Source organism: Chitinophaga niabensis (assembly GCF_900129465.1).
Classification (GTDB): Bacteria; Bacteroidota; Bacteroidia; order Chitinophagales; family Chitinophagaceae; genus Chitinophaga; species Chitinophaga niabensis.
In genome coordinates this window covers 2,797,670-2,822,272 of sequence record NZ_FSRA01000001.1, presented here as the reverse complement: position 1 = coordinate 2,822,272, position 24,603 = coordinate 2,797,670, and the positions used below count along the sequence as shown (strand labels likewise).

General features: G+C 48.4%; 15 protein-coding genes. All 15 read right to left on the bottom strand.

Going from position 1 to position 24,603, the window contains the following annotated elements; genetic code table 11:
- Positions 1–3: 3 nt before the first annotated feature.
- The 15 genes from BUR42_RS11020 to BUR42_RS10950 all read right to left on the bottom strand — a co-directional run bounded on the left by BUR42_RS11020 (position 4) and on the right by BUR42_RS10950 (position 24,559).
- A complete protein-coding gene (locus BUR42_RS11020; protein WP_074239277.1) occupies positions 4–849 on the bottom strand; it encodes a peroxiredoxin family protein in 846 nt (281 codons plus the stop codon).
- 82 nt (positions 850–931) lie between these two features.
- Positions 932–2,401, bottom strand: coding sequence for a PKD-like family lipoprotein (locus tag BUR42_RS11015; RefSeq protein ID WP_074239276.1), 1,470 nt, complete (start codon positions 2,399–2,401; stop codon positions 932–934).
- A gap of 21 nt (positions 2,402–2,422) precedes the next feature.
- Positions 2,423–3,247 carry a DUF4843 domain-containing protein gene (locus tag BUR42_RS11010; RefSeq protein ID WP_074239275.1) on the bottom strand — a complete coding sequence of 275 codons (825 nt, stop codon included), beginning with the start codon at positions 3,245–3,247 and terminating at the stop codon, positions 2,423–2,425.
- Positions 3,248–3,255: 8 nt separating this feature from the next.
- Complete coding sequence (locus BUR42_RS11005; protein WP_074239274.1) at positions 3,256–4,764, bottom strand: RagB/SusD family nutrient uptake outer membrane protein; 1,509 nt, start codon at positions 4,762–4,764, stop codon at positions 3,256–3,258.
- Between the two features lie 11 nt (positions 4,765–4,775).
- On the bottom strand, positions 4,776–8,138 hold the full coding sequence (locus tag BUR42_RS11000) for a SusC/RagA family TonB-linked outer membrane protein (protein WP_234979654.1): 3,363 nt from the start codon (positions 8,136–8,138) through the stop codon (positions 4,776–4,778).
- A 329-nt stretch (positions 8,139–8,467) separates the two neighbouring features.
- Positions 8,468–9,688 carry a FecR family protein gene (locus tag BUR42_RS10995; protein WP_074239273.1) on the bottom strand — a complete coding sequence of 407 codons (1,221 nt, stop codon included), beginning with the start codon at positions 9,686–9,688 and terminating at the stop codon, positions 8,468–8,470.
- A gap of 50 nt (positions 9,689–9,738) precedes the next feature.
- Positions 9,739–10,233 (bottom strand): sigma-70 family RNA polymerase sigma factor, encoded by a 495-nt coding sequence (locus BUR42_RS10990; RefSeq protein ID WP_159442248.1) that lies wholly within the window; start codon positions 10,231–10,233, stop codon positions 9,739–9,741.
- A gap of 157 nt (positions 10,234–10,390) precedes the next feature.
- On the bottom strand, positions 10,391–11,215 hold the full coding sequence (locus BUR42_RS10985; RefSeq protein ID WP_074239271.1) for a helix-turn-helix domain-containing protein: 825 nt from the start codon (positions 11,213–11,215) through the stop codon (positions 10,391–10,393).
- Positions 11,216–11,270: 55 nt separating this feature from the next.
- The gene (locus tag BUR42_RS10980; RefSeq protein ID WP_074239270.1) at positions 11,271–12,290 is read right to left on the bottom strand and encodes an SDR family NAD(P)-dependent oxidoreductase; all 1,020 of its coding nucleotides are present in this window, start codon (positions 12,288–12,290) and stop codon (positions 11,271–11,273) included.
- 108 nt (positions 12,291–12,398) lie between these two features.
- Positions 12,399–14,969: a phosphoenolpyruvate synthase gene (gene ppsA, locus BUR42_RS10975; RefSeq protein WP_074239269.1), complete on the bottom strand. Its 2,571-nt coding sequence runs from the start codon at positions 14,967–14,969 to the stop codon at positions 12,399–12,401.
- Between the two features lie 148 nt (positions 14,970–15,117).
- Positions 15,118–16,923 (bottom strand): hypothetical protein, encoded by a 1,806-nt coding sequence (locus BUR42_RS10970; RefSeq protein WP_143197410.1) that lies wholly within the window; start codon positions 16,921–16,923, stop codon positions 15,118–15,120.
- 5 nt (positions 16,924–16,928) lie between these two features.
- Positions 16,929–18,515 carry an FAD-dependent oxidoreductase gene (locus tag BUR42_RS10965; RefSeq protein WP_074239267.1) on the bottom strand — a complete coding sequence of 529 codons (1,587 nt, stop codon included), beginning with the start codon at positions 18,513–18,515 and terminating at the stop codon, positions 16,929–16,931.
- A 3-nt stretch (positions 18,516–18,518) separates the two neighbouring features.
- Complete coding sequence (locus BUR42_RS10960) at positions 18,519–19,946, bottom strand: RagB/SusD family nutrient uptake outer membrane protein (RefSeq protein WP_074240541.1); 1,428 nt, start codon at positions 19,944–19,946, stop codon at positions 18,519–18,521.
- A 17-nt stretch (positions 19,947–19,963) separates the two neighbouring features.
- The gene (locus BUR42_RS10955; RefSeq protein WP_074239266.1) at positions 19,964–23,356 is read right to left on the bottom strand and encodes a SusC/RagA family TonB-linked outer membrane protein; all 3,393 of its coding nucleotides are present in this window, start codon (positions 23,354–23,356) and stop codon (positions 19,964–19,966) included.
- A gap of 81 nt (positions 23,357–23,437) precedes the next feature.
- Complete coding sequence (locus BUR42_RS10950) at positions 23,438–24,559, bottom strand: FecR family protein (RefSeq protein WP_074239265.1); 1,122 nt, start codon at positions 24,557–24,559, stop codon at positions 23,438–23,440.
- Positions 24,560–24,603: the final 44 nt, after the last annotated feature.

The following is a 24,603-nucleotide window of genomic DNA, read 5'->3' as shown; positions in this document are numbered from 1 at the left end:
GTACTATTTTAATATTTCTTCTAGTTTTTGGATAAGCTGTTCGCCGCGAAGGTCCTTGGCAATGATCTTCCCGCGTGGATCTATCAGGAAGTTCTGCGGGATGGAACGTATCATATACAACTTCGCTACTTCATTGTTCCAGTATTGCAGATCGGATACATGTTTCCAGGTTAAGCCATCGTGATGGATAGCTTTCAGCCAGTCTGCCTTTTTACCCGGCTGGTCCAGGGATACGGAAAGGATGTCGAAGCTTTTATCTTTAAAACGATTGTAAGCAGCCACTACAACAGGGTTCTCTTCCCGGCAGGGACCACACCAGCTTGCCCAGAAATCCAGCAGCACATATTTGCCTTTGTAGTCTGCCAGCTGTACCGGAAGGCCGGCAGTATCGGGTGCTGAAAACGATGGTGCCTTTGCACCGATACGCACCGTCATATAACGATCAATGAGCTTTTTTATACTCACACCGCTTTCGCTTTCCCGCACCTGTTTACCCAGTTTCTTAAACAGGCCCTCATATTTCTGAATATCATCGGGAATAGGGCCAATAGCATCTTTCAGGGCTTCCAGGCTCACTATGTAATCAGGGTGCTGCTGCACGAAAACGATCTGCTGCTTTTTCCTTTCTGCTTTTAACTTAGCCCAGTCGTCGCGGTACTGCCAGAGCCCGATCGTATCATACTTCGCTTTTGCTTTCTGTGCATCCAGCCATGCCTGCTGCCGGTCTGCCATTTTCTGATCAATCTGCTGCAGGGCCTGTTTCAGTTCTGTTCTTTGCATGGCAGTGTCCGTTTGTGCAAGTGCATTCAGGGCACTAAAGCTGCATGCGAGTAGTAATAAGCTTTTCATTGATTTATTTTTATAAAGACATAAGATCACCCCACCAGCTGTTGTACAGTGGCAATTGGGGCGATCTTATGTATGTAATAAGTTAGAAGACCCTGCTTCCGGATCCGTTTTCCATATAGATAACGGTGTTGATCTTTCCTTCCCCTTCAAAATTGGGTTGCGCCAATGCCTGAATGGTGCCTGTAGAACTTATTTTATGCAGGTATACTTTATACCGGCCGTTATTATACGTTGCGACCGACAGGAAATCTGTTGTAACAGGCACTCCTGCAGAGGGCTGAGGATATTTGATATGCTGGATACCAGTAACGGTTTCTCCGGCGGGCAGTGTTACCTGCAAGGCCTCCTGTAAGGTGATCAGATCTGTCATGTAAACCTTATTTCCCTGGGCGTAGTAAACGAAATCCGCATCATAATTCCCGCCGATAGCAGTCGCTGCCATTAAGCTATGAGTGGCAGGCACTGTTACTTTTGCCTGGATCATAGGCTGCTGAGTGCCGAGCAGAAAACCGAATTGCACATTTAGCCTGTAAAGAAGTCCTGATCCATCCGGTTTACGGAAAAGGGCCATGGCTATACCGCGCTGGCCCGCATAACTGTTCAGCCATACAAGATCAGCATTCATATTCTTCAACTCAGCCCCACTGGCAGGCACGGCCTGGAAATTGAAATCGTTAATGATCACCAGTGATTTTGAATCCTGGTCAAAAGCAAGGCTCATAGCCCCTACAGCCGTTATAGATGATAGTTTGGCAGCATTGTAAGGCAATGAAGCGAATAAAGTGCCCTTTTGCATCACATATACCTGCCCATCGTTAACCACGCCGATAACGTTTGTATTAACAGGCTGGTATACACTTTGTGGCTTGCGTACAGGAGGTTTGCTAAAGAACATATCATCAAAGGTCCTCATTGCCTTTCCATTGTCTATCCGGTAGATCGCGGCATCTTTATCTGAGAGTACAGTAAATGCTGAAAAAATATCCAGGGAAGTAAGGCTCATCTTAAAGGTGTTCGTGAATACGGCTTTCACCGCTGTTCCTTCCAGGCTTTTGCCATCATTGTAAAAAGCGATCCAGTTATCAATGCGTCCAAGGCTATGAATGAAATCAAAGTCTGTTTTCCCATTGTTGTCTTTTAACAGGTACCAGCCATTCATATTCAGTGTGGACACGGTCATGTTCACATTCAGTAATTTGGTCACACCGGTCTCTTTATCTTTCAGGTTGAACACCAGTACGTAAGGGCCGGGATTTAATATCATGGCATAGTCAAGGTCCTTTGTTTTAGCCAGCGTATCTGGTTTTCTGTTGCCCTTCCCGATGGTATAATTAGCATCAAATGCAGTCCAGTAATATTCGTACCGGTTTTCATCCTGCACGGTGGGATGAATACGTAAGGTATCTTTATGTGTTAATACGGAATAACTGGCTTGCAGTCCGCTCACTGTAAAGGTGGGCAGTGGCCGGTCTGCTGAAGTGCTTTTATCTTTGGTGCAGGCAAAGGCAAGTATGGAAAACAAGCCGGCTGCCAGGAAATATAATTTCTTCATCTTGATAATTATTGATGGTGATCAGGGGAAAGTAACTGCGGCGCTGGCAGGTGAATCTGTTTCACGCAAAGGCGCTTTTCCACTGGCAATGTTGGCCGGATCGTTGTTAAATGTAGTTAATGCACGCTTCAGCAGGTTTGCGTAGTTGGTCAATGCCTGTGCAGCAACTGCAGCCTGGAACCATGCTTCATCTATATTTACTTTCAGCACATCGATCATAAACTGGTGTTTCCGCGTGCTGTATTTTCCGAAAGTAATAAATGCCGATGCATTGGTAGCGTCTACCCTCCAGGAGTAAAAACGTTCCAGGCGGTCTGAAAACACGATTGTTTTTTCTCTTGAATTTTTCTCTCCAAGGCCAAATTCTTTATTGGCAACAAGTTGCAGGCGCAGGCGGTAACTGTTTGTTTTCAGGCTGGCATCCCGTAACAGTACTACTGGTATCTGGGCCCTTACAGAGCCCGCTTTGATCACCATCATAGATTCCAGCGATTTGTCTGCCAGGTCTATATAATGTGTACCGGCAACTGCTTTAAATGGCCGCTCAGTAGCAATGGTGTCCGTTATCTGGTTAGTGATAGGATCACGCACATAGGTGTAATCAAATTCCGGGATCTGAACCAGTTTTACGGGCCGGTCGTAATTAGTAATGCCACCGATAGTACTAACCTCGATATAAACGGTATCCTTTACAATAGTAACCGGATCATAAACAAATGTTGAGCTTAATGAAGTGGTATCGCTCAACTGTACCCTGGCAATATCGTTGAATAGCAGGTATTCTGATTTAGTGCAGCCGGAGGCTGTTGCCAGCAGAATAGCTATAATATATATTAATCTTTTCATGGCGGTGATCACTTGTTGTGGTAATTAATTTCACGGTCAGGTTTAGGTACGATGTATCTTGCTGTTGTGCCGCTGTAGAACGCAGCTGTCCAGCTGGCTGGCAATGTGGTTACATTGTATCTCTTATAGGTGAAGAAGGTCTGACCTTCCGCAAAGAACTCCCGCACATATTCCCTGATCATTTTATTCTTCCGGTCTGTTTCCCAGGCTGCAGCATTAAATCCATTGGTAAAGGGGATGCCTTTCTCTGCGCAATAAGTTCTGTAATAATCTTCTGCCTCTGCTTTGGATTGCGCGCACTCTGTAAGGATGAGATACATTTCGCTTAGCCGGAGCAGGGGGATCTGCAGTACCGGCAATGTTTCCCGTTGCAGGTATTTTGCGTTCATTACAAAGTTGGTGTTGCCGGCTGTTACTTTATATGACCACATACCTACCCATCTCACATCTGCAATCCTCTCAGCTACCGGGAAGAGGTTGTTGAGGTAATAGTATCCGTCCTGTATATTAAAGTCGGAACGTGCCAGGCTGCCACCTTCCAGGAACAGGTCAATGGCTTTTTGTTTCAGATCGTACATGCTGATGGCCATAATATGCTCGGGAGACATGGTGTTATCTCCTGCATTACGGTCAGCTGCTTTACCCAGGCGGAAGGTAGGTACGCCTGTACGGTCTTTGGCATCTGCCACCATCTTCGCATACTTAGCAGCGTTTGCACGATTTGCGCTGTTGGAGGGTGCCAGCCACATGTACACCCTGGCTTTCAGTGCCAGTACAGCATGATAGTTCATGCGTATCTGGCGGTACATGTAGTAATTGTCTGCTACTACAGGTGCTGCGGTGCTGTTCGGCAAAGGATTTAACTCAGCCATGGAGTATTGTACAAACGGATCGGTGTCTTTCAATAATGCTTCTGCTTCATCAAGGTCTGCCAGTACATTTTGTGCAAACTCCTGGAAAGGAAGAGATACAACAATCTCTTTGGATACTGCTTTTACATACGGCAATACCGCCGTAGTGCCCGGATTATCCGGCATAGGGCCGAACAGCCGCAATACATCAAAGTGGGTGAAAGCACGTAAAGCCAATGCTTCTCCTTTGATGAGCGCATAGTTATTATCGGTGAATATTGATCTTTTTCCGTCGATCCTTTCCAGGATGCTGTTCACATCTGCTATTACCTTGTACTCATCCTGGTAAGTGGCATCCATCCAGGCTCTTACAGTGGCGTCTGTATAATTGGCTGCAGCCAGGTTGGTGAGCGCTGAATTGCTGGCGGAAACTACATCCCAGTTGCGGGACAGGTATTCAATATTGCCCCATATCAATGCACCGCCGTAGGTGTTGCCGCTTTTCATATGCAGGTAAGCGCCTGTGAGGGCATCCCTGAACCCTTTCTGGGTTTGGAACAACTCATCTTTGGTAGTAGTTGCTGCCGGTTTTACATCCAGCCATTTGTTACACCCTGTAAAGGCCAGCGTACCCAGTATTATAGTGGAGATAATTATTTTCTTCATTTGATTTCAGATTAAAAAGTGGCAAACAAGCTAAAGCTAACCTGCCGTGTGAATGGATAGTCCGTACCACGTTCCTGTTTTACACTGGAGATGTAGAACAGTTCCCCGGTATTAGCGGTTACAGACAGCGCCTGCATACGCAAACGCCTTAGTAATTCCCTGTTCTGAACATCGTAGGAAATGTTCACGTTCTGGCAGATGAGGGTTGATTCATTCTGCACAAAGCGGGAGGAAGGATAGATCTTTCCCAGTTCATTGATCCCGCGGAAACTAACAACGTCTCCTGGTTTCTTCCAGCGATCATAGTACACCCGTGCATCCACATTTAAAAACCTGTTTGCATTCTCAATTTTATCGATCAGCGTTTCGTTATACAACTGGCCACCAAAGCGGTAACCGAAAGAGGTATTAAATCCAAAACCGCCGTAACGGAACTGGGTGCTGAAGTTGCCGCGGTATTTAGGTTGGGATAAGCCAACCGCTATACGGTCCTTCGGGTCCCAGAGGTAAGTAACCCCGCCATCTTTCTTTAAGAATACCTCTTTACCGGTACTGGGGTCTATACCCAGTGACGGCACTGCATAGATCGTATTTTGTGATGCGCCTTCGCGGATGATCCTGTTGGGGGTGTTATTTACATAGTCCGGCTGTGTAGCGAGCTTATCATTCGCAGCTTTCATAGCTGCGGATAATTTTACGATCTTATCCTGGTTGTAGGCAATAGTACCTGTAACAGACCAATAGATACGGCGTGCCTTATCCTGGACCAGGTTTACCCTGGCCATCAGCTCAAAACCTTTCTGCTCCAGTTCGCCGATATTTTCAATGTAATCCGTAAAACCGTTGGAATAGGGGAGTTCCAGGGAAGAAAGCAGGTTAGAGGTATATTCCTTGTAGTAATCAGCCTGGAATTCCACACGCTGGTTAAACAGTTCCACTTCCAGCCCCAGGTCATATTTATCCGTTTTCTGCCATTGCAGGTCCGGGTTGCCCAGTGCTTTCTGCACGGCACCGATCCAGTTCTTGTAACGGTCGTTGGTAATATAACCGTAAGTGGCCAGCGGTTGGTAAGCGTTGAAATTCTGATTACCTGTTACGCCAAAAGTACCCCGTACTTTCAGCCGGTTGATAAAGCTGAAGTTGTCCATGATAAAGGCTTCATTATGGAGGTTCCAACCGGCACCGGCAGACCAGAATGGTGCAAAGCGTTTATCCGTGCCAAACTGAGATGCACCGTCAATACGGTAGTTCAATTCTGCCGTGTAACGTCTGTCGTAAGTATAGGTAAGCATACTGGCCAGTGCCATTCTGCGTGTAGTGGCTTCTGATCCGTCAGGAGAGCTGTTGGGCTTATATTGCAGTGCTTCGCCAATAAAATGAATGCTTTCATCAGGGAAACCTTCTGCGCTGAAAATATAATTGGTGCCCTTGTTTTCCGCAACCTCCATGTTTACATCCACACTTAAGCTGTGCACCCTGTTGAAAACATTGTAATAGCCGGCCTGCACCCTTGCCGTATAATTGAAGTTCTTGCCGCTGTTATAATCATAACTTCCTTTCCGCATCAGATCTTCTTCTTTATACTGTGAGAAAGAGGAGTGTGATGCAGGCCTGAACCTGTCTGCAGAAGATTGTTTGCTGCTGATCCCTAAAAAGCCGCTTAACGACACGTGATCCACGGGCAGCCATTGAACCTGGAAGTTATTGGTGATATTGGTATAGGCATTTTTATCGAAAGTATTCAGTGTGGCATCGTACATGGGATTAGCATACGGCTGGGTAAATTGCTGGCTCTGGTCCCAGTAGTCCTTGAGGTAAGGCTTGAAAGTCTGTGCAATTTTTCCGTTGGCATCGTAAGGACTCCAGTAGGGATTCAGTTGTACATAATCGCCAAATGATCCCCAGGGTGATTCTTCTCCCCTGGTACTGCCCACAGTAAGGTTATTGCGGAAGTTGAGCTTGTTCAGGCGGTAGGAGATATCTACAGTACCATTTACGGTTTCACGGCTGGAGCCTTTCATTACACCATTTATCTTGTTGTACTGGCCCTGCAGGGAATACCTGAATGCATTATCTCCACCTTCCAGTCTTATAGAATGGTTCTGATCTGCCATAGTGCGTAAAGGTTTGGCCATCCAGTCCGTATTTACACCACTTTGCACCAAGCCAAGCAGCTGGTTATAATATTGCTCCATGGCTATATTCGATTGCGGCGTTTTGGTAGGATTGCTGAAATAACCGGAGATGCGTTCCAGTTCCAGTTTATCCTTGGCATCCAGCAAATGATAGCTGCTGAGGTCCGGCAGGCTCAGGTTCAGGCCTGCCCTGTAAGTGAACCTTAACTTTCCGCTCACAGGTTGTTTTGTGGTAATTACAATTACACCATTGGCCCCCTGGGAACCATAAAGGGAAGTAGCTCCGCCGTCTTTCAGTAAAGTAACGGATTCGATCTCGTTGGTGTTGAAGTCCAGCAACCTTTCCATGGTAGACTGGAACCCGTCTATAATTACCAGCGGCTGGTTAAGTGCAGCTGCAGCGGCTTCTCCGAGCTGATTTATCTGGTCTACATTCGGAAGGTTACGTGTACCACGGAGCTGAATATCCGGTATACGGTTTGGATTTGAACCTAAACTATTATTGGGAACTATGTAGAACGCGGGATCGATATTGCCCAGGGTAACGAATATATTACGCCCCTGGAATTGTTGCATTTCCTTCGCCGTGATCACTTTCACAGCGCCGGTATAACTTTCTTTATTCTTATTAAAGATCCCCGTTACTACCACGTTATTGATGGTTGAAATAGAAGGTGCCAGGGTAATGCTGAGTGGTTTGCTGATGTCCCTGATCTTGTAGGTCACAGTTCTGTAGCCGACATAACTGATGATCAGTACATCGCCCACATTCGCGTTCACCTTAAACTGCCCAGCATTATCAGTTGTTGCCACCTGCTGCGTACCTGAAACCCTTACCGTAGCTCCCGGTAGCGGATCATTGCTCAGGCTGTCCCTTACAGCACCGGAAACGGGCTGAAAGAAGGCCGCCGAAAGGGGGGAAATAGTACTTGCTGCTACAGGCTTAGGTGCCAGCACAATCGTTTTTGTGCCTGGTTTGATCTCGAACAGGAAAGGCTGGTCCTTTGCTATAAGGTTCAGCACATCATCTAAGGGAAGGCCATTTACTTCCAGGGAAACGGGCTTTGCGTCTGCCAGCATTTCCTGGTTGTAAAAAGTAACATAACCTGTTTGCTGCTTGATAGACTGGAAGATCTTTTTAACGGGTATATTCTTCCCCGATAGTGTTACCGCCTGTCCAACAACAGCGGCCTGAACATGAATCAGCGCAACAGTTAAGAATACAATTGTCATTTTCATCGCTAGCACAATTGATGCTGTACTGGCCCGATGGCTCCGTATTTTGCTCCGGACCATTGCCAGCAGCGGTTTGGTTGATTCCCTGTGTGCCGGTAGTTGTTCGAATGGCACAGCCGTAACATACGGCTTGGGATAAGCTGTAAAATCCATAAATTACATCTGGTTAGGGTTGATAAAATAATCGGTAATTCCTCCCACGGAAAATTGTTTATAGGGATCGGCCCAACCGTCCGCCGAAGGTGTTGGTAGCACCTTCGGTTTTTTATTGGCTATCCCCGCTGGTTGTCTGTCATGGACTCATCTATGATATTTTGGTATAGTGTGAAATATTATGGTACTACAACCAGTTTGCGGCTTTCCTCAAAGCGGAAATGCACGTTGGACTTTTCCAGGATCTGTAAAACATCCTGTAATGTATTTTGCCTGTTTATCTCTCCTCCGAAACGGATAGGAGGTATCCCCTTAGCATAAGTTACTTCTATATCATACCAGCGTTCCAGCTGCCGCATTACTTCTTCCAGGCTGGCATCCTCAAAATTGAAGAGGCCGTTCTTCCATGCCATTACTTTATCGAGATCAGCGTTGTTCACCACTTCCAGCTGCTCACTGGCAGGTTTTGCCACGGCCTGCTGGCCGGGTTTAAGTGTTTGTGACTGCTGGTATGCGCTTAATCTTACAACGCCATCCAGCAGCGTAGTTCTGATAACAGATTCATTCCTGTAGGCGTTTACATTAAAGCTGGTGCCCAGTACTTCCACTGTTGCATCCCTTGCAGCAACTTTAAAAGGCATCGATGCATTTTTCGCTACTTCGAAATAAGCTTCACCTTCCAGTTCCACCAGGCGTTCCCTGCCGGTGAATGCGGTAGGGTATTTTATGGCGCTGGCTGCATTGAGCCATACCTTGCTGCCATCCGGCAATTGCAGTCTGAATTGGCGCCCTTTGGGGGTAGTGATGGTATTAAAGACGGTTTCTTTGGAGGCGCCGTCATAAGCCAGCTGGCCGTTCTGCAAAACCACCTGTACACCGCTTTGGTTAGCTACAACACCATTCCCCAGGCTGTCCAATACTACTTTTGAACCATCCGCCAGCGTTAGTACGGCACCTTCACGGCCCGGTTCTATTATAACCGCCGCAGCTGCCTGCGGTTTATCTGTTCCTTTATTATTAACAGCCCAGAAATAAGTGCCTGCGCTTAACAGCAGCAATACTGCCGCCGCATAACGGAAAGGCCTGCGCCTTAAGAAATGGACCTGGTGAACAGCCGGGGAGGGCGTACTAACCAGTTCACTGATCCTGTTCATGGCGCGTTGTTTATTTAACTCCCGGTTCTTTTCTATTCCATGCCATGTTTTAAGCATTTCCTGTACGGCAGCAGGTTCTTCCAGGCGTTCAAAAAGCACCTTATTTTCTTCTGACCGGTTTTTCCATGCTTCCAGCAACGCTATTTCTTCCCCGGACAGCGTTTCCCCAATGAGCAGTTTTTGCAGCAGGGGTGCTACCGGATCCAGTAATTCCGTGTTAATGATGGGAAAATCCTCCTTAGCCATGCAGTTATTTTCAGTAGAACAACTGAAGGGAAGGAAGCGTGACAGATTTTTTAAAAAAATAACATCGAGAAGATATGTTCGCTGAGCCCTTTCCGTAACAGGGCGCTTTTCAGCTCTTTCAGGGCGCGCCCTTTCCGCTGCCGGAGATTGTCCATACTAATGCCTAATTGGGCCGCCGCTTCTGCAGAAGAGAGATCTTCTATATACAATAATTCTACTATCTGGCGGTAGGATTCGGGCAGGAGGGCTACTTCCTGGTAAATAAGGTGCATGATATCTGATTCCACCACCAGGGTTTCCAGTTGCGGCGCCGTTAATAGTACCTGCTCGGTCTTTTCCTTTACCCGCAGGTGTTTCAGGTAGTTGAGGCTGGCATTCCGTACCAGGGTGAAAAGGTAACCCCTTAATTTACCGGTGGTTTCAAAACGGGTAGGTATCTGCCACAGCTTTACCAGGGAATCGATGGCGATATCCTCAGCCTGTTGCAGGTCCTGTATGATACTGAGGGAAAAATAAACGAGAGAATTATAATAAGTGTCGTGCAAATAGGGGTATATGGCCGCATCACCTTCAGCTATGCGCGTAAGCAGTTCATTGTCCTCGTATGATGAATTAGCAGGCAAAATTCGTTATCCCCTCATTTGAATAAATGCATTCCCCGATCGTTTGGTGTATCCGGCCGGCAAATTACGAACAAAAAACCTATTCCGGGGGCCTCTTTTTGTCAAAGAGGGCGTTGGGTGGGTAACCATATTGGTTTTTAAACGCATAGGAAAAATGGGAAAGGTTCTCAAAACCTACCTCAAAGTAAACGTCAATTGGTTTCCGGTGTTTCTCCGCTATCTGGTAATGCGCCAGTCCTAATCGTTTTTCCGTGAGCCATTTTTGGGGCGTGGTGTTAAAGGTCTTTTTAAAATCCCGCCGGAAGGTAGCCAGGCTGCGGCCGGTAAGATATCCGAACTTGTCCATCGTCATATTGAACATATAATGACGTTCCATAAAGTCACTCAGGTCTATTTTGCCCGGATCGTCGAAGTCTGCCAGCAAACCATCCACCCCTTTGTCAATGGACCTTAAGATGCTGATGGCTTCTTCTATTTTAATACTGGCAATGTTGGGCGGCAGGTCTTCCCCCAGGTCAAAGTACGGGATCAGTGATGCCAGGCAGCTTTCCAGCAGTGGATGCTTCCGGAAACGGTAGACCTTCTGGAAGGTCTGCATTTTGCCGGAGCTGGTATGCCGGGCATAAAAATCCTTTAGCCTTTCTTTGGTAAGATGCATGGCTACCGCTTTATGAGCTTTCCCGTTCTTCGGGTAATTGATCACCGTAGCCAGCTGATTGCGGGGGATAAGGAAGATGTCGCCCGCGTTGAAAGTATAGGTAGCATCTGCCTGTATGATCTTTGTTTCACCTGAAATGAACCACACCAGCATATGATGCTCAAACACAACTTCCGTTCTGAAGATGTTCCCGCTGAATTCAGACAGTTTGATATCAGGCGTAATATATTTCGTTTCGAATTCCATCTGATCGAATTTACAAAAAATAGCCAGCTGTGTTAATACAACTGGCTATTTGTCTTTATAGGCTGAATCGGATACCGGTCATCTCTTCACTTAATGCCCAGAGCTTTTGCGCGTTGGCTTTATCAACCGCATAAGGTTTTACACCTCTTAAAGAAGAAGGATCACTATAGTTATGTTCAATATTCCCTTCATCCAGTTCTGCTATATCCGCATTCTCACAATACACTCCGCCGATCCCGTTTAACTGGTTGCTGGTAGCACACCATACAGAAGTGGCGGCTCCCTGCTCCACGGTTTTAAGTGTGGCGGCTACCTCCGGGAATATATTCCCGTTTGCATCGTGGGTACCCATTTGCTGGAATAAGCTCATCGGTGCAACACGCCCCAGGTCAGTACCATTCACTGATCCCGGGTGCAGGGAAAAAGCCCGCACACCGAAAGTTTTGCCGCGGTGGTCCAGTTCCACTGCAAAAAGATTATTGGCTGTTTTAGACTGGCCATATCCCTGCAATGTTTCATACTCCCTGTTTAAAAAGTTGGGATCATCAAAATTAAAGGGAGCCATCTGGTGGCCAAATGAAGATACATTGATCACGCGCGCACCTTTGGCTTTCTTCAATGCAGGCCAGAGTTTTGCCGTTAATTGAAAATGACCTAAGTGATTGGTGGCAAGCTGTGATTCGTATCCGCGCTGATCACGTTGCAGCGGCACCCACATGATGCCTGCATTGTTTACAAGGATGTGCAGGGGGCCTTGTTCAGAAAGGAACTTCGCTGCGAAAGCATCAATGGAAGCGGGATCCATAAGGTCCATGGCCTCAACTGTTACATTAGGAATGCCTTTGAGGTTATTGGCAGCCTTATTAATATCACGTGCAGGCACAATCACTTTTGCACCAACGGATACAAAAGCTTTCACTGTTTCCAGCCCTATGCCTGCGTAACCGCCTGTAACAATAATGGTTTTACCGGTAAGGTTCACACCTTTTATCACATCATGTGTAGTGGAGCTTGCGTTAAATCCTGATCTGACAGGTATTTGCATTGCACCGTTGTAATTGTCTTTCGTTTCCATCTTATTTATTTTTATAAGACAAAACTACAGACAGCAGCACGGAGTCGCTTTGTTTAAAACGTCAAATCGGTTTGTTTAAAACGTCATAATCAGATCAAACATCCCGGGTTATAATACTTCCACATATCCATCGGTCCCATTTACGCGGATCCTTTGCCCGTCTTTGATCAGCCTGGTAGCATTCTCCACGCCAACAACCGCCGGCAGGCCGTATTCACGGCAGATCACTGCGCCATGGGTCATCAGCCCGCCTACTTCAGTGATCAGGCCTTTGATGGAAACGAACAGAGGCGTCCAGCTGGGGTCAGTAAATGTGGTGACTAATATATCTCCATCTTCCAGGTCCGCATCTTCCATGTTTAAGATCACACGGGCCCTTCCCTCTATTACGCCGGCGGAAACGGCCAGGCCTGCAATAGCGCCGGCCGGCAGGTTTTCCAGGTTATACCTGCCGGTAATGATTTCACCCTCAGAGGTAATAACACGTGGCGGGCTTAGTTTTTCGAATATTTTGAATTCTTCCTTTCGTTTGCTGATGAGCCGGTGATCGGATCTGTTGGAGCGTACAACTTCGAGGAATTCTTCAAAACTGAGATAGTAGATGTCTTCCTTTTCATGGATCACTCCGGCTTGTACAAGTTTTTCAGCTTCTTTCAGTAAAGCTTGTTTGTAAACAAAGTAACGGCTAACGATGCCATATTTTGGATATTCCCGGTAACCGCTGAAATTCCTGATCTGGTCTATCTTTTGTTTTGTTTCTGCGGCTTTTTGTTCACCATCCGGTAATTGCTTCAGCCGCTCTAATAATTCCTGTTCTTTTTTTAATGCTTCCTGCTGCCCCTGTTCAAACTTCTGTTGGCTGGCACCACGTTCGAAGTTTTTGATATTACTCAGGATCATGGGCACAAGGATAGCGGGTTTTTCACTCCAGCGGGTTTTGGTGATGTCGATCTCTCCGGCGCAACGCATGCCGTACTTATTAAGGAAAGCATGGATCGCTTCCCGCGTTTCCCTTCCTCCTTCAAACTGAACCAGTTCATCTAAAAAGTTATCATCATTCGCATGCTGTAAATAGTCAATTACGGCGGGGTAGGGGCGGATCACATCTGCTACATCCATTAAGGCCAGCCCCATTTCAGACGTAACGTTGTTTGGCGCGGATTGAGCAAGGGTGTCTGCTGCGTTTTTCTCACCCAGCCACGCATTCATTTTTTCATTGATCCATGCGGAAGCGTTCATGGCAGTCATGATCACCCCTATGCTTTGCTTGTCAGCATTGAGTTTTAGTAAACGGATATCTTCCAGGATAAAATGAAATAGCTCTGGTCCTGATTTCGTGATAATATTTTGTTTTAACGTTTGTACTGATTCCTCGCTACGCCTGATCAGGTCATGAACGATAGAGGGATCGTTTTCGAGTTGTGGTGGTAAAGCAGCAAACGGCATCTTACCATCGCCTGTTTCCGGTAATAATTTTATAAAGTCCCGCTCTATGATAGTTGTCAGTGCATCTTTGGTAAGCGGATCGGATTTCCCAAGGGTATGATGTAAGATCGTGTCCCTGCCGGTAGCTGAGGTCAGCATTTGGGTGATATCCACAAACAATCTTCCACCGGCTGTGCGCATGGGTGCAGGTGTCCATATCAGGAAAAAGGACAGCCCTAATGGCTTCATCGCATCGGTCATCATTTGATTATGCCCCACAGATACATAAACATGATTTTCCTGGTCATTCGCTTCGGGGATGGGATATAAAGTAGTGATGGGCCGGCTCTGAACAATGTAAAATGTATCATCTGCCAAACACCATTCAATGTCCTGCGGACTGCCGAAATGCGCTGCTATTTTTCTGCCCGTCTCTGCAAGCTGTAAGATCTGCTCATCTGTGAGTGCCTGCATATGCTGCTGTTCGGGCCTTATCTCCTGTTCCTTTGTACCACCGCCTTTTACGGCATAGATAGCCAGTTTTTTGGTAGATACTTTCTTATCGGTGATCTCACCATTACGTACTTTGTAATGATCAGCATTCACCAGGCCGGAAACCAATGCCTCACCAAGCCCGAAGCTGGCATCTATGGATAATACTTTCCTGTTGCCAGTGATAGGATCGGCAGTGAACAGAATACCCGCTGCCTGCGGGAATACCATCTTCTGCACAACTACAGACAGATAGACCTTATGATGATCAAAGCCGTTTTGGATACGATAGGTCACTGCACGCTCGGTAAACAGGGATGCCCAGCATTTACTGATATGCTGCAGGATAGCCTCCTTTCCGATAATGTTCAGGTATGTATCCTGCTGGCCTGCAAAGGAGGCTGCGGGCAGGTCTTCTGCCGTAGCGCTGGAACGCACGGCATAGGCTTCTTTTTCTATGATACAGCCGCTGATCTCCTCTGCTATATCCTCAGGAATGGGAATGGCTTCGATAGCAGTACGGATCTTTGCACTGATTGCCCGGACCTTTTCCCGTTCTTCTGCTTTGAGAGGTGTTAATTCATCCAGCAGGCTGCTAAGCTCGCTGGTTATTTTTTTATACGCTTCAGTGGTAACACAAAACCCATCCGGCACCCGTATCTCACTGATCCCTGATAATTCACCCAGGTTAGCGCCTTTACCGCCGGCAATCATCAGCTTTGATCTGCCGATCTCCTGAAAACTAAGTATGTATGTGTTCATGTGCCCAAAAGTAGGGGGTATGGGGCATCCAAACACGGTTTCTCCACTATATTTTTTGCTGCACAATAATGATGAAAGGAGGGGCGTTTTCTTACAAAATAGAGGCGTTTAGTAAGGGCTATTCAATATACGAATAGCCCTTTTTATATCAGCTCCTTGAAACTTCTATCCAATAACTGCCCATCCATATCAGCTTAAGTGTAGAGCGCGAAGTAGGTGAAAACTCCAGCCCGTCCGATAAAAAGATATTGGAATTGTGCGCGATCTTAGTCAACGAGTTACTGAAGGTGAGCAACAGCTCACGGTACAGCTGCCCGCCGGTTATGTTAGTAACGGTGGTGGCCACTGAGTTGTTGAAGTTGAGGATCTGTGCAGCCTGCAAAGTACCGCCGCCCATAGAGCAGGAAACAACAGCCGCGTTATTGTTAACGGATAAACGTCCGCCCGCTGCTGTAGTGAGGAATGCCTGCAGGGCCGCATCGGTGATATAGGTGGCCGGCGCCTGGTTGAACACAGGGTCTTCCAATGTCAGGCGGTTGCTGGATACATTGGTGCCATACGCATCAATGAAAATACCGTTAGTAGTGCCGTAAGGCCTTACCGTTCTTACAATAGGCCGGCGTATCACCAGGCCCTGTGTGAGCGCCCTGTTGAATACAATACCGCAGCCAAGGTTATTGAACAAAGGACTGTCAAACTCCACACCCACACCATCTTTCACATGCACAGCGAAAGTATTGTAGCTGTCGTCCTCTATTCTTCCACCGCCGGTAAAATAGGTGTTGATGAACTTGATATTCCTCGGCAGGTCGTTTGCACCATCGGAATCAATGAGTATGGCATTGAGGCGGGAACCTTCGAATTGCTGACCGGTAGACACCAGGTTGTATGCGCCACCATCCAGCCACATATTATGCTGATCGGAAAGGCTCACCTGGCCACCGATGAAGTTAAGCGGCCCGATGGTGCCGTAAGTAGCGCCCCGCCTGCCTATCCGGATGCCGTAGCCACATTTGTACACGTTCACATTGCTGTATATTTTCATGTTCACCTGCCCGTCTGACTCATTGGATTTAATGTTCAGGCCAATGCCCGTCCAGCTGCCGGTACCTGCGGCCTGACCGCGAATAAGCCCGTTGTGGTGCTCTGTTTCCCAGGTGGTCACTTCCGTGATGCCGTTGCCTGCGGGGTTGTTGATCTGTACGGTATAATTGTTCATACTGATCTGCCCCTGGCAGGCTTCAAAATAAACCACGTCCTTTGTTTTGTTGCCGCCTACAAAGTTCATGTTCTCGAATAAGATCTGTCCGCCCATACTGGCCGGGGCCGAAATGGAGAAACTGCCGATGCATTCGATGAGCCTGCCCGTATCATTTTTCAGATGTACAAATGCAGCGCCCTGTGGCTCCAGGCTGCCTGTGGCGATACCCCCGGCCTGACCGGTAATTTTAACGCGCCCCGGCCGTGCGGCATACAAAGGATTTTTAACACTGTCCTTATACAGGTACAGCGTACCCGTCAGGTATTTTTTACCAGCCAGCAGTTTTATTTCTGTGCCGTTCACAGAACAGTAGTTGAGTGCCTTCTGTATCTTGTAGGTGTTGTTTGTACCGGTTTGGGCTACATAATCATAGTCGCCGGTGGCTCCGAACATTTCCAATGTAACGTAGGTGGCAATACGTTTGTAGCGCCTGCTGCCGCTAACGAGCGTCATGGCGCTGTCGTCCGGGGTGGTGGTGTCGTTAGGGTCGTACTGAAAGGAACCTGATTGCTGATCGGCAGTAATAAAAACAACATCGCGGTTATCTGCTGCGCCGCTTCGCAATTGCAACATGGATAAATAAGGGATGTTATTTAGCGTGTCTCCCGCGCTGAGAGGCATCACATCCGCCATTTTTTGGCACGACGAAAGCCACGCTATCAGTATGATAGCGATGAAAGGGATTTTTTTCATGCTTGTTATTTTTGGTATGATAAAACCTGGCCCTTCGCTTTCAGGCGATCCGCCAGTATGGAATAGTTCACTTGCTGTACAGGTGTTCCGCTTTCCAATGCCACTGCTGCGGCAATGCCTGCGCTTTCTCCCAGTACCATCCATGCCGGTTCTACCCTGATGGAACTAAAGGCCACATGCGAAGCGGAAATGCATACCGGTACCAGCAGGTTCACACATTCTGCTGCTTTAGGAACAATGCTGCGGTAGGGTACCTGGTAAGGGATACCGCGGCCTTCAATACGGGTCTTAGCCGGAAATATAGTGCCTTCGTTAATGAATCCGCCACCGGGTGTGGCAATACGCTGGCAATCGTGCGAGTCTATCGGGAACGATGCTACGGCAATGGCATCCGGCTTTTCACCATGCTCCAGGATATCTGCCTGTGTGAGAAAATATTCCCCCACCATACGCCTTGCTTCCCGCACATACAGCACCGGTGGAAAGTGGCCGTAAGCGGTAAACTCATCTTTGGCATAACCCATTTGCTGCATGCGGTTGCGAACGTTCTCCGGCACGGCGGTATCGGTCATCAGAAAATAAAGCAAACCTTCTGTGTAACTCCTGTGCTTTGCCCAGATGGCCTTGCGTTGTTTGCGGGAAGCGGTGGGATACTGCCAGTTCTCTCCAACCAGCCCCAGCGAAAGCTGGCCGCCGATGCCGTTATTGCCATCGAGTTTGTTGCCTGGAATGGGATACATATCGAAAGGGATCCCTGTCTTCGGCATGGCTTTATAAAAGCGCCGGAACAGTTCGTAACGTTTTTCATCATAATCTGCGGGCCTGGTGAAAGGCACGCGGTTCGCTGAGTCTTCAGACAGGCAGAGCCGGAAGCTATAGGTCATGATCCTGTTATCACCTGCTCCTTCCGGCGTTACCGTAGTGCCTGAAATGAGGGGAAGTGGTTTGCCCGCCTTCATGGAGGCAGCAGCTACCGCCTTCTTCTGGTATACTGCACCGGCAAAAGATTCACCCAGCTCCGCACGGCTTTCCCTGCCCACGCGGAACCGTACGCCGGCCGCTGCCATCAGGTCCCCTTCATAACTGGCATCTATGAACATTTTACCGGAATACCTGCGGCCGGACCACATGCGGAGACTTGTAATGCGTGTGCCGGACATGCCAGCCTGCTTCAATGTTTCGTTCAGCACTACCTGCACACCCGCTTCTTTCAGCATCTCATTGAACACCTGTTCGGCCACATGTGGCTCGTAGGTCCAGTGTTTGGTATCTTTCTCGGCTACACGGTAGGGTAGTGTAATGCCGCGGGATGTATAATACGCCTCTACCCGCCGGTGAAATTCTTCAAACAACCCGAGGAGCGTTTCGCGCAGCATCTGGTTAGAGTCACTGAAACTAAGACCGCCACTCATCATGCCACCCACCAGCGGCAAAGGTTCTACCAGTAATACGGTACGGCCTTCCCTGGCGGCAGCGATGGCTGCTGTAATACCCGCCGGTGTTCCGCCGTATACAATTACATCATAATCATCGGCTGGTTTCCAGGCTATAAAAAGTGCACAGATCAGCAGGAATGTCAATATCTTTTTCATGTGTTAGTAGCCGGAATTTTGCGGTAATAGTAAAGGGTTGAGGTTGATCTCCCTGAAAGGAACAGGCATCAGCTTCCTGTCTGCCGTGATGCTCATATTGGAAAGGCGCGGATCAATGGGGCCGTACTTTGCCTGGAAGGCTTCCATGGTACTCACTTCCTTGCCCCAACGGATGAGGTCGTGCCAGCGGTGGCCTTCGTAACAGAGTTCCAGCCTTCTTTCCTTTTCGAGCGCCAGCTGCGTATCTGCTTTTGAAAGCCCTGTAAGCGCCGTTAGCTTGGCCCTTACACGGGTTTTACTGATAAAGGTCAGCGCCTCTTCCGTTTTGTTATTCTGGTTAAGCGCTTCCGCATACATCAGCAATACGTCTGCATAACGGATCACAGGCCAGTCGTTACCACCATCATTCAGCACGGATACATTGTTCACGAACTTTTTAGACCAGTAATAGATCTTAGGATTGGTGCCATCTTTAAACACGCCGATATAGGCGGTTTTACGCAGGTCGCCGGCTTCAAAAGCATCATACAGGTCCTGCGTACCCATATTGTTACTGAATGCGCCCAGCGATACAACAGAGGTGCCGGATTTCTGTGGTGCAAAGGCATGCGCAAAGGAATTACCTAACCCAATGCCACCTGCTACATATTGCACGGAAAAGATCACTTCGGAATTGTTGTCGTTAGCAGGGCCGAACAGTTTGGTAAGGTCCGGTTCAAAAGTGTAGGCATTGATCACTTCGGATAAAGTGCTTTCTGCCAGTTCCCATTTCTTTTGCTGCAAATATGCTTTACCCAGCAGCGACCTTGCAGCCCCGCTGGTAGTACGGCCCACATTGGCACCGGTGAACTTCGGCGGCAGCATGGCTATGGCGTCCAGCAGGTCTTTCTCTATTTGTGCATATACTTCCTCAGCAGGAGTACGGCGATAGGTATAGGCTTCTTCTTCTGTAAGCAGTTCTTTCAGCACCAGCGGCACATTACCAAAGAGGCGTACCAGGTTAAAGTACATGAGCGCTCGTAAGAACTTTGCCTCACCGGTATATTGTTTCTTCAATTCATCGGTGATAGTGATGCCATCAATACGGTCGAGGATGATATTAGCAGAAGCAATGGTTCTGTATGCCTGGTTCCAGGGGCCTGATACACCGCCGGTGGAGCGGAAGGTCAGCCAGTCGAATTCTCCATAGCTGCCTTCGTTTTCTGTGAACACCTGCGTATTATCTGAGGGAAGTTCAAAATGGATCCAGTAACCATTGTAAATATCGCGGAGGCTACCGTAAGCGCCGGTAAGTGTGGCGCGTATGTCCGCTTCTGTTTTATAGTAATTCCCTACAGGGATCACATGTTGCGGTGTGATGTCTACAAAGCTGCTGCAGCCCGTAACTGCGCATGAAACCAACAGGATGGTGATGTATTTTCCAGGATGCATGTTGTACATTTTTCAGGTTAAAAACCAAGGTGAAGGCCGGCAATGAACACACGGTTAGCAGGGTAGGTGCCCTGGTCTACCCCGGGCCTGTACACGGAATCGCCGGTGACACTGGTTTCAGGATTGTACCAGTTATACCGGGTGATGGTGAACAGGTTTTGTGCAGTAACGTAAAAGCGGAGTGCCTGTACTTTTATTTTTCGCAACGCAGCTTGTGGTAATGTATAACCGAGTGTTACATTACGAAGTCTTAGAAAAGAGGCATCAGACACTGCTTTGTTCGTAAGATTATTGAGCGGCGTTACACCGGAGGCCAGTGGCGCGGGGTATTCTGCATTTTTCTCCGGTTGCTGCGGGTCGAAGATGTTATTGTAATACTCAGGGCTGGTATTCACATTGTGGATGCCGAACTGATGACGCACATTACCATTGATCACATCAACGCCCTGTACACCCTGCACCAGGATAGAAAGATCTATGTTCCGGTATTGCCAGGTGCTGTTGAGGCCATAGAGAAAATCCGGGAAACCGTGGCCCAGTACAGCGCGGTCGTTCTCGTCAATTTTTTTATCGTTGTTCTGATCTTTGATGATCCAGTCCCCTACTTTATTACCGGTCACCCATTGAGGATGCGCCTGGAGGTCCTGCGCTGTGCGGAAAATACCTGCCACCTCATAACCATACATCAGCCCCAGCGGATCACCTGTTCTTACCTGGAATACGTTATCCCATCCAAAGATGGCCGCATCCGGAGGGAGGGAAGAGGGGCCGCCCAGGCTGAGTACCTTTGTACGGTTGGCTGATATGTTCCCTTCCAGCACCCATTTAACGGGGCCAAGATTGAGATTGGCTTTTGCATTCAGTTCTACACCCTGGTTGCGCAATTTGCCCAGGTTGGTGCGATAGAAAGCTGCATACCCGATAATGGCGGGCAGGTCTTTCTGGAAAAGCATACCTTCTGTTTCGCGGGTGTAATAATCGAGGGTGATACTGTATTTATCATCGAGGAAACCCAGCTCCAGCCCAATGTCTGTTTGCCGGTTCTTTTCCCAGGTGAGATCATAATTAGCAAAGCCGGATTGTGCGCTGCCGTAAGTACGTTGGTTACCAAAACCATAATCGCGTGGTACAATGTTGTTGGCCCAGGTAAAATCACCAATGCTGGCATTACCGGTTTCGCCATAGCTGGCGCGTATTTTTACTTCGTTCAACACCGGGCTGATGGCTTGCATGAATGGTTCTTCGCTGATGCGCCATGCCGCAGATACCGAGGGAAAAGATGCAAAACGGTTGTTGGGCCCAAAGCGGGAAGAACCATCGCGGCGAAGTGCGGCGGACAGCAGGTATTTATTCTTATAATCATAATTGAGGCGGCCGCCGAATGACAGGAAGGAGTTCTGACTGTAAGCCAGCGAGCCTACAAGGTCCGACGAAGCTAGCGGATTTTCGAGTAATGCGCTTGTATACGTACCGGAACGGCCTGTGGCACCGGTGGATTTAGCCTGGTATTTTTGCAGCGAGTAAAGCAAAAGCGCATTAAAATGATGTGCTTCTGCAATGCTGCCTGAATAGGTAAGTGTGTTCTCCCAGAGCCAGTCTACCACGGTGGACTGGTTTTCCATTGCATAGATCTGCGCGATCACAGGGTTGGAGCGGCTGGCCGCCGGCGCGCTGTTATTGGCCAGTGTAGCTGGTATATAAGCATTCTGATCATTGATGTTGAGGGTAGCGCCGAGGGAGGTTTTCAGCTTCAGTCGTTTCAAGGGTTCGTATTCCAGGAAGCTGTTCCCCAGCAGGCGGTATTCTTTTACCCTGTTGCGGTATTGTTCCAGCACACCCAGCGGGTTATAGAGGCTCGCCTGGAAGAACACGCCGTTCGCGGAATTTTTCAAACCTCTGTATCCCTGTGCATAATCCCCATCTGCTGCATATACAGGCACTATGGGGGGCATTAATACCGCGGAGTGGATAGGGCTTGGTAAAGTGCGCCCACCGACTGTTTCGCTGGCAGAAGCCTCGCTGAACTGTCCACCTGCCGGCTGCCGGTACTGATCGGAGAAAGAAGGCGCCATGGAGATACCGATCTTTAATTTAGGATGAAGGTCCGCATCCATATTAAAACGAAGGTTATACCGTTTGTAGGAAGTGCCGCGCATGGTGCCATCCTGGCTGAAGTATCCGCCAGACACGGAATACCGGGCTTTTTCAGAGCCACCTCTTGCGGACATCTGGAAGTCGGCGATAGGGGCCTGCCGGAAGATCACATCCTGCCAGTCCACATCCGGCAAACTATCCGGGTTGGTATCAAACACCGCAGGATATGTTACATTACGCAGGCGCGCCGTGAACTTGGCATAATCGATATATTCATCCCGGTTCAGCAGATCTACTTTTTTGGCGATCTGTTGCATACCGCTATATGCAGATACATTAAAACTTGCCTTGCCTGCTTTACCTCTTTTTGTAGTGACGATCACTACACCATTAGCTGCCCTGGAGCCATAAATGGCTGCGGAGGCCGCATCTTTCAACAGTTCTATGGATTCGATATCGGCCGGATTGATCAGGTCAAATTGCGTGGATTCCTGTAAGGGATAACCATCCACCACGTATAACGGATCACTGCTGGTGCCGAGGGAACCAACACCCCTGATCCGGATAGTAGGTGCTTCGCCGGGATAACCTCCCCGTGCTGATTGCACCTGTATGCCCGGCGCAAGTGCTGCGAGGGCTTCACCTGGCGTTGCAACGGGCTGTTTGGCGATAGCGCTTCCGCCGATCCGTGAAATAGCAGTGGTCACTTTTTTACTGCTTTGCTCGCCATAACCGATCACCACTACTTCTCCCAATGCCTTTTGCTGATCTTCCAGCACTACGTTTATATCCGATCCCTCTTTTACCGCTACCTCCTTAGTTGTAAACCCGATGAAGGAAAAAGTGAGCGTGGCATCGTTTTCCGGAACGGCAATGCTGAACATGCCTGCGGTATCAGATACCGTAGCGGTAACCGTATTTTTCGCACGGATGCTTACACCTGGCAGCGGTTCATTTGTGCTATTGGTGATCTTACCGGTAACCTGTTTTTGCTGCCTGCCTGCTTTAGCGGCTGGTGCCTTCTTCCGTATCACTACTGTTTTGTAGTTCTGGTTCACAAGGATGTCCACCTCTTCGCCGCTGAAACATTTCTGCAATACTTCGTTCAGCGGTGTGTTACTGAACTGCAGGTTGAGCGGTTTCAGGTTTTTCATCAGGAGGGCATCGGCCATAAAGTTCAGGCCGGTTTGTTCCGTAAGCCTGGAAAATACTTCCTTGATAGAAGCGTCTTTCACGTGGATGCTGACTTGTTGTGAGAAGCCCGGAGCGCCGGCCAGCAGAAAGGCGATCAGGAAAAAAGTAAATCTACATTTCATAACACGCGGGAATTTTTACAATACGGTTCCGCATCCTGCATTAGTTGCAGTATGAACGGTTGTTCGTCAATTAAAAAAAGTTTATTGTTTGATCACAGTAACCCGCCTTCCTTCAATTTTAAAGCGGATGCTATTGGTTTGTTCAATTGTTTTGAGCAGGTTCACGAGGCTCCTTGAGCGTTGGTAGTTCCCCTGGAAGGCCACGCCAGACATATCTCCCTCATATTGCACATCAATATCGTACCAGCGTGCCAGTTTGGTCATAATGTCCCTGATATGCTCATTATTAAAAATGAATAATCCGTTCTTCCAGGCCATTACATCTTCCACATCCGCCGCCGTTACACGTATGGGGCCCTGTGTTTGGTTGTTGACCGCCATTTGCCCCGGTTTCAGCAGTACAGTATTGCCCGGGGTGTTCCGTACTCGCACAGATCCTTCCAGCAGGGTGGTTTTAATAGCAGCATCATTCGCATACCCGCTGATATTAAAATGTGTACCCAATACCTGCACCTGCTGGCCACCGGTTTGCACAATGAAGGGGCGCCCGCCGGTTTGTTTATTTACCTCAAAATAGGCCTCACCGCTTAATTCCACCAGCCGTTCCTGTTGCCCGAACTTCACAGGGTAACGCAGGCTGGATGCGGCGTTCAGCCAAACATGGCTGCCATCAGGCAAGGTAACCTGGTACTGACCACCGGCAGGCGTGGTAATAGTATGATATTCCTGCGCGTTGGCGGAACCGTTGGCGTTGTACACCAGTTCACCATCTGCTGTTTTTTCTGCGGATACGCCATACTCACGGGCAAGGCTACCCGGCGCGGCGTCTGTGAGGCTGATCTTTTTCCCATTGGAAAGGGTCAGCACGGCTTTGTTGCTGCCGGCTGGTATATCCGCTTCCGTTACATTTACCGTTACGGCTGGCTGCACATGCTGCTTAGCGGGAGTCATATAAAAGACGGCGGTGCCCACACATAATAATACCGCTGCGGCGGCTGCCCAACGCGGCCAGATGCGCCTTACAGGTGTAAGCTGTGCCTGCAGCGCTTTCAGGCCCATGTCGTATTCTTCCTGAAGTTGTTGTTGCGAAAGATCAGAGGGAGGGAGGCCCTCTTGCAGATACCAGGATTCAACCAGCGCTTTTTCTTCGCTGGTAGCCTCTCCGGAAAGATATTTATCAAGCAGTTCTTTGGCGTTCTTCATCGTGGAATGGGGATTATTTCCCCCTGTATACGTATATGACACGC

Excerpts from the sequence above, each read along its gene's own strand:
- BUR42_RS11020 (WP_074239277.1), bottom strand. The coding sequence starts at position 849 with ATGAAAAGCTTATTACTACTCGCATGCAGCTTTAGTGCCCTGAATGCA.
- BUR42_RS11015 (WP_074239276.1), bottom strand. The coding sequence starts at position 2,401 with ATGAAGAAATTATATTTCCTGGCAGCCGGCTTGTTTTCCATACTTGCC.
- BUR42_RS11010 (WP_074239275.1), bottom strand. The coding sequence starts at position 3,247 with ATGAAAAGATTAATATATATTATAGCTATTCTGCTGGCAACAGCCTCC.
- BUR42_RS11005 (WP_074239274.1), bottom strand. The coding sequence starts at position 4,764 with ATGAAGAAAATAATTATCTCCACTATAATACTGGGTACGCTGGCCTTT.
- BUR42_RS11000 (WP_234979654.1), bottom strand. The coding sequence starts at position 8,138 with ATGAAAATGACAATTGTATTCTTAACTGTTGCGCTGATTCATGTTCAG.
- BUR42_RS10995 (WP_074239273.1), bottom strand. The coding sequence starts at position 9,688 with ATGGCTAAGGAGGATTTTCCCATCATTAACACGGAATTACTGGATCCG.
- BUR42_RS10985 (WP_074239271.1), bottom strand. The coding sequence starts at position 11,215 with ATGGAATTCGAAACGAAATATATTACGCCTGATATCAAACTGTCTGAA.
- BUR42_RS10980 (WP_074239270.1), bottom strand. The coding sequence starts at position 12,290 with ATGGAAACGAAAGACAATTACAACGGTGCAATGCAAATACCTGTCAGA.
- ppsA (WP_074239269.1), bottom strand. The coding sequence starts at position 14,969 with ATGAACACATACATACTTAGTTTTCAGGAGATCGGCAGATCAAAGCTG.
- BUR42_RS10970 (WP_143197410.1), bottom strand. The coding sequence starts at position 16,923 with ATGAAAAAAATCCCTTTCATCGCTATCATACTGATAGCGTGGCTTTCG.
- BUR42_RS10965 (WP_074239267.1), bottom strand. The coding sequence starts at position 18,515 with ATGAAAAAGATATTGACATTCCTGCTGATCTGTGCACTTTTTATAGCC.
- BUR42_RS10960 (WP_074240541.1), bottom strand. The coding sequence starts at position 19,946 with ATGCATCCTGGAAAATACATCACCATCCTGTTGGTTTCATGCGCAGTT.
- BUR42_RS10955 (WP_074239266.1), bottom strand. The coding sequence starts at position 23,356 with ATGAAATGTAGATTTACTTTTTTCCTGATCGCCTTTCTGCTGGCCGGC.
- BUR42_RS10950 (WP_074239265.1), bottom strand. The coding sequence starts at position 24,559 with ATGAAGAACGCCAAAGAACTGCTTGATAAATATCTTTCCGGAGAGGCT.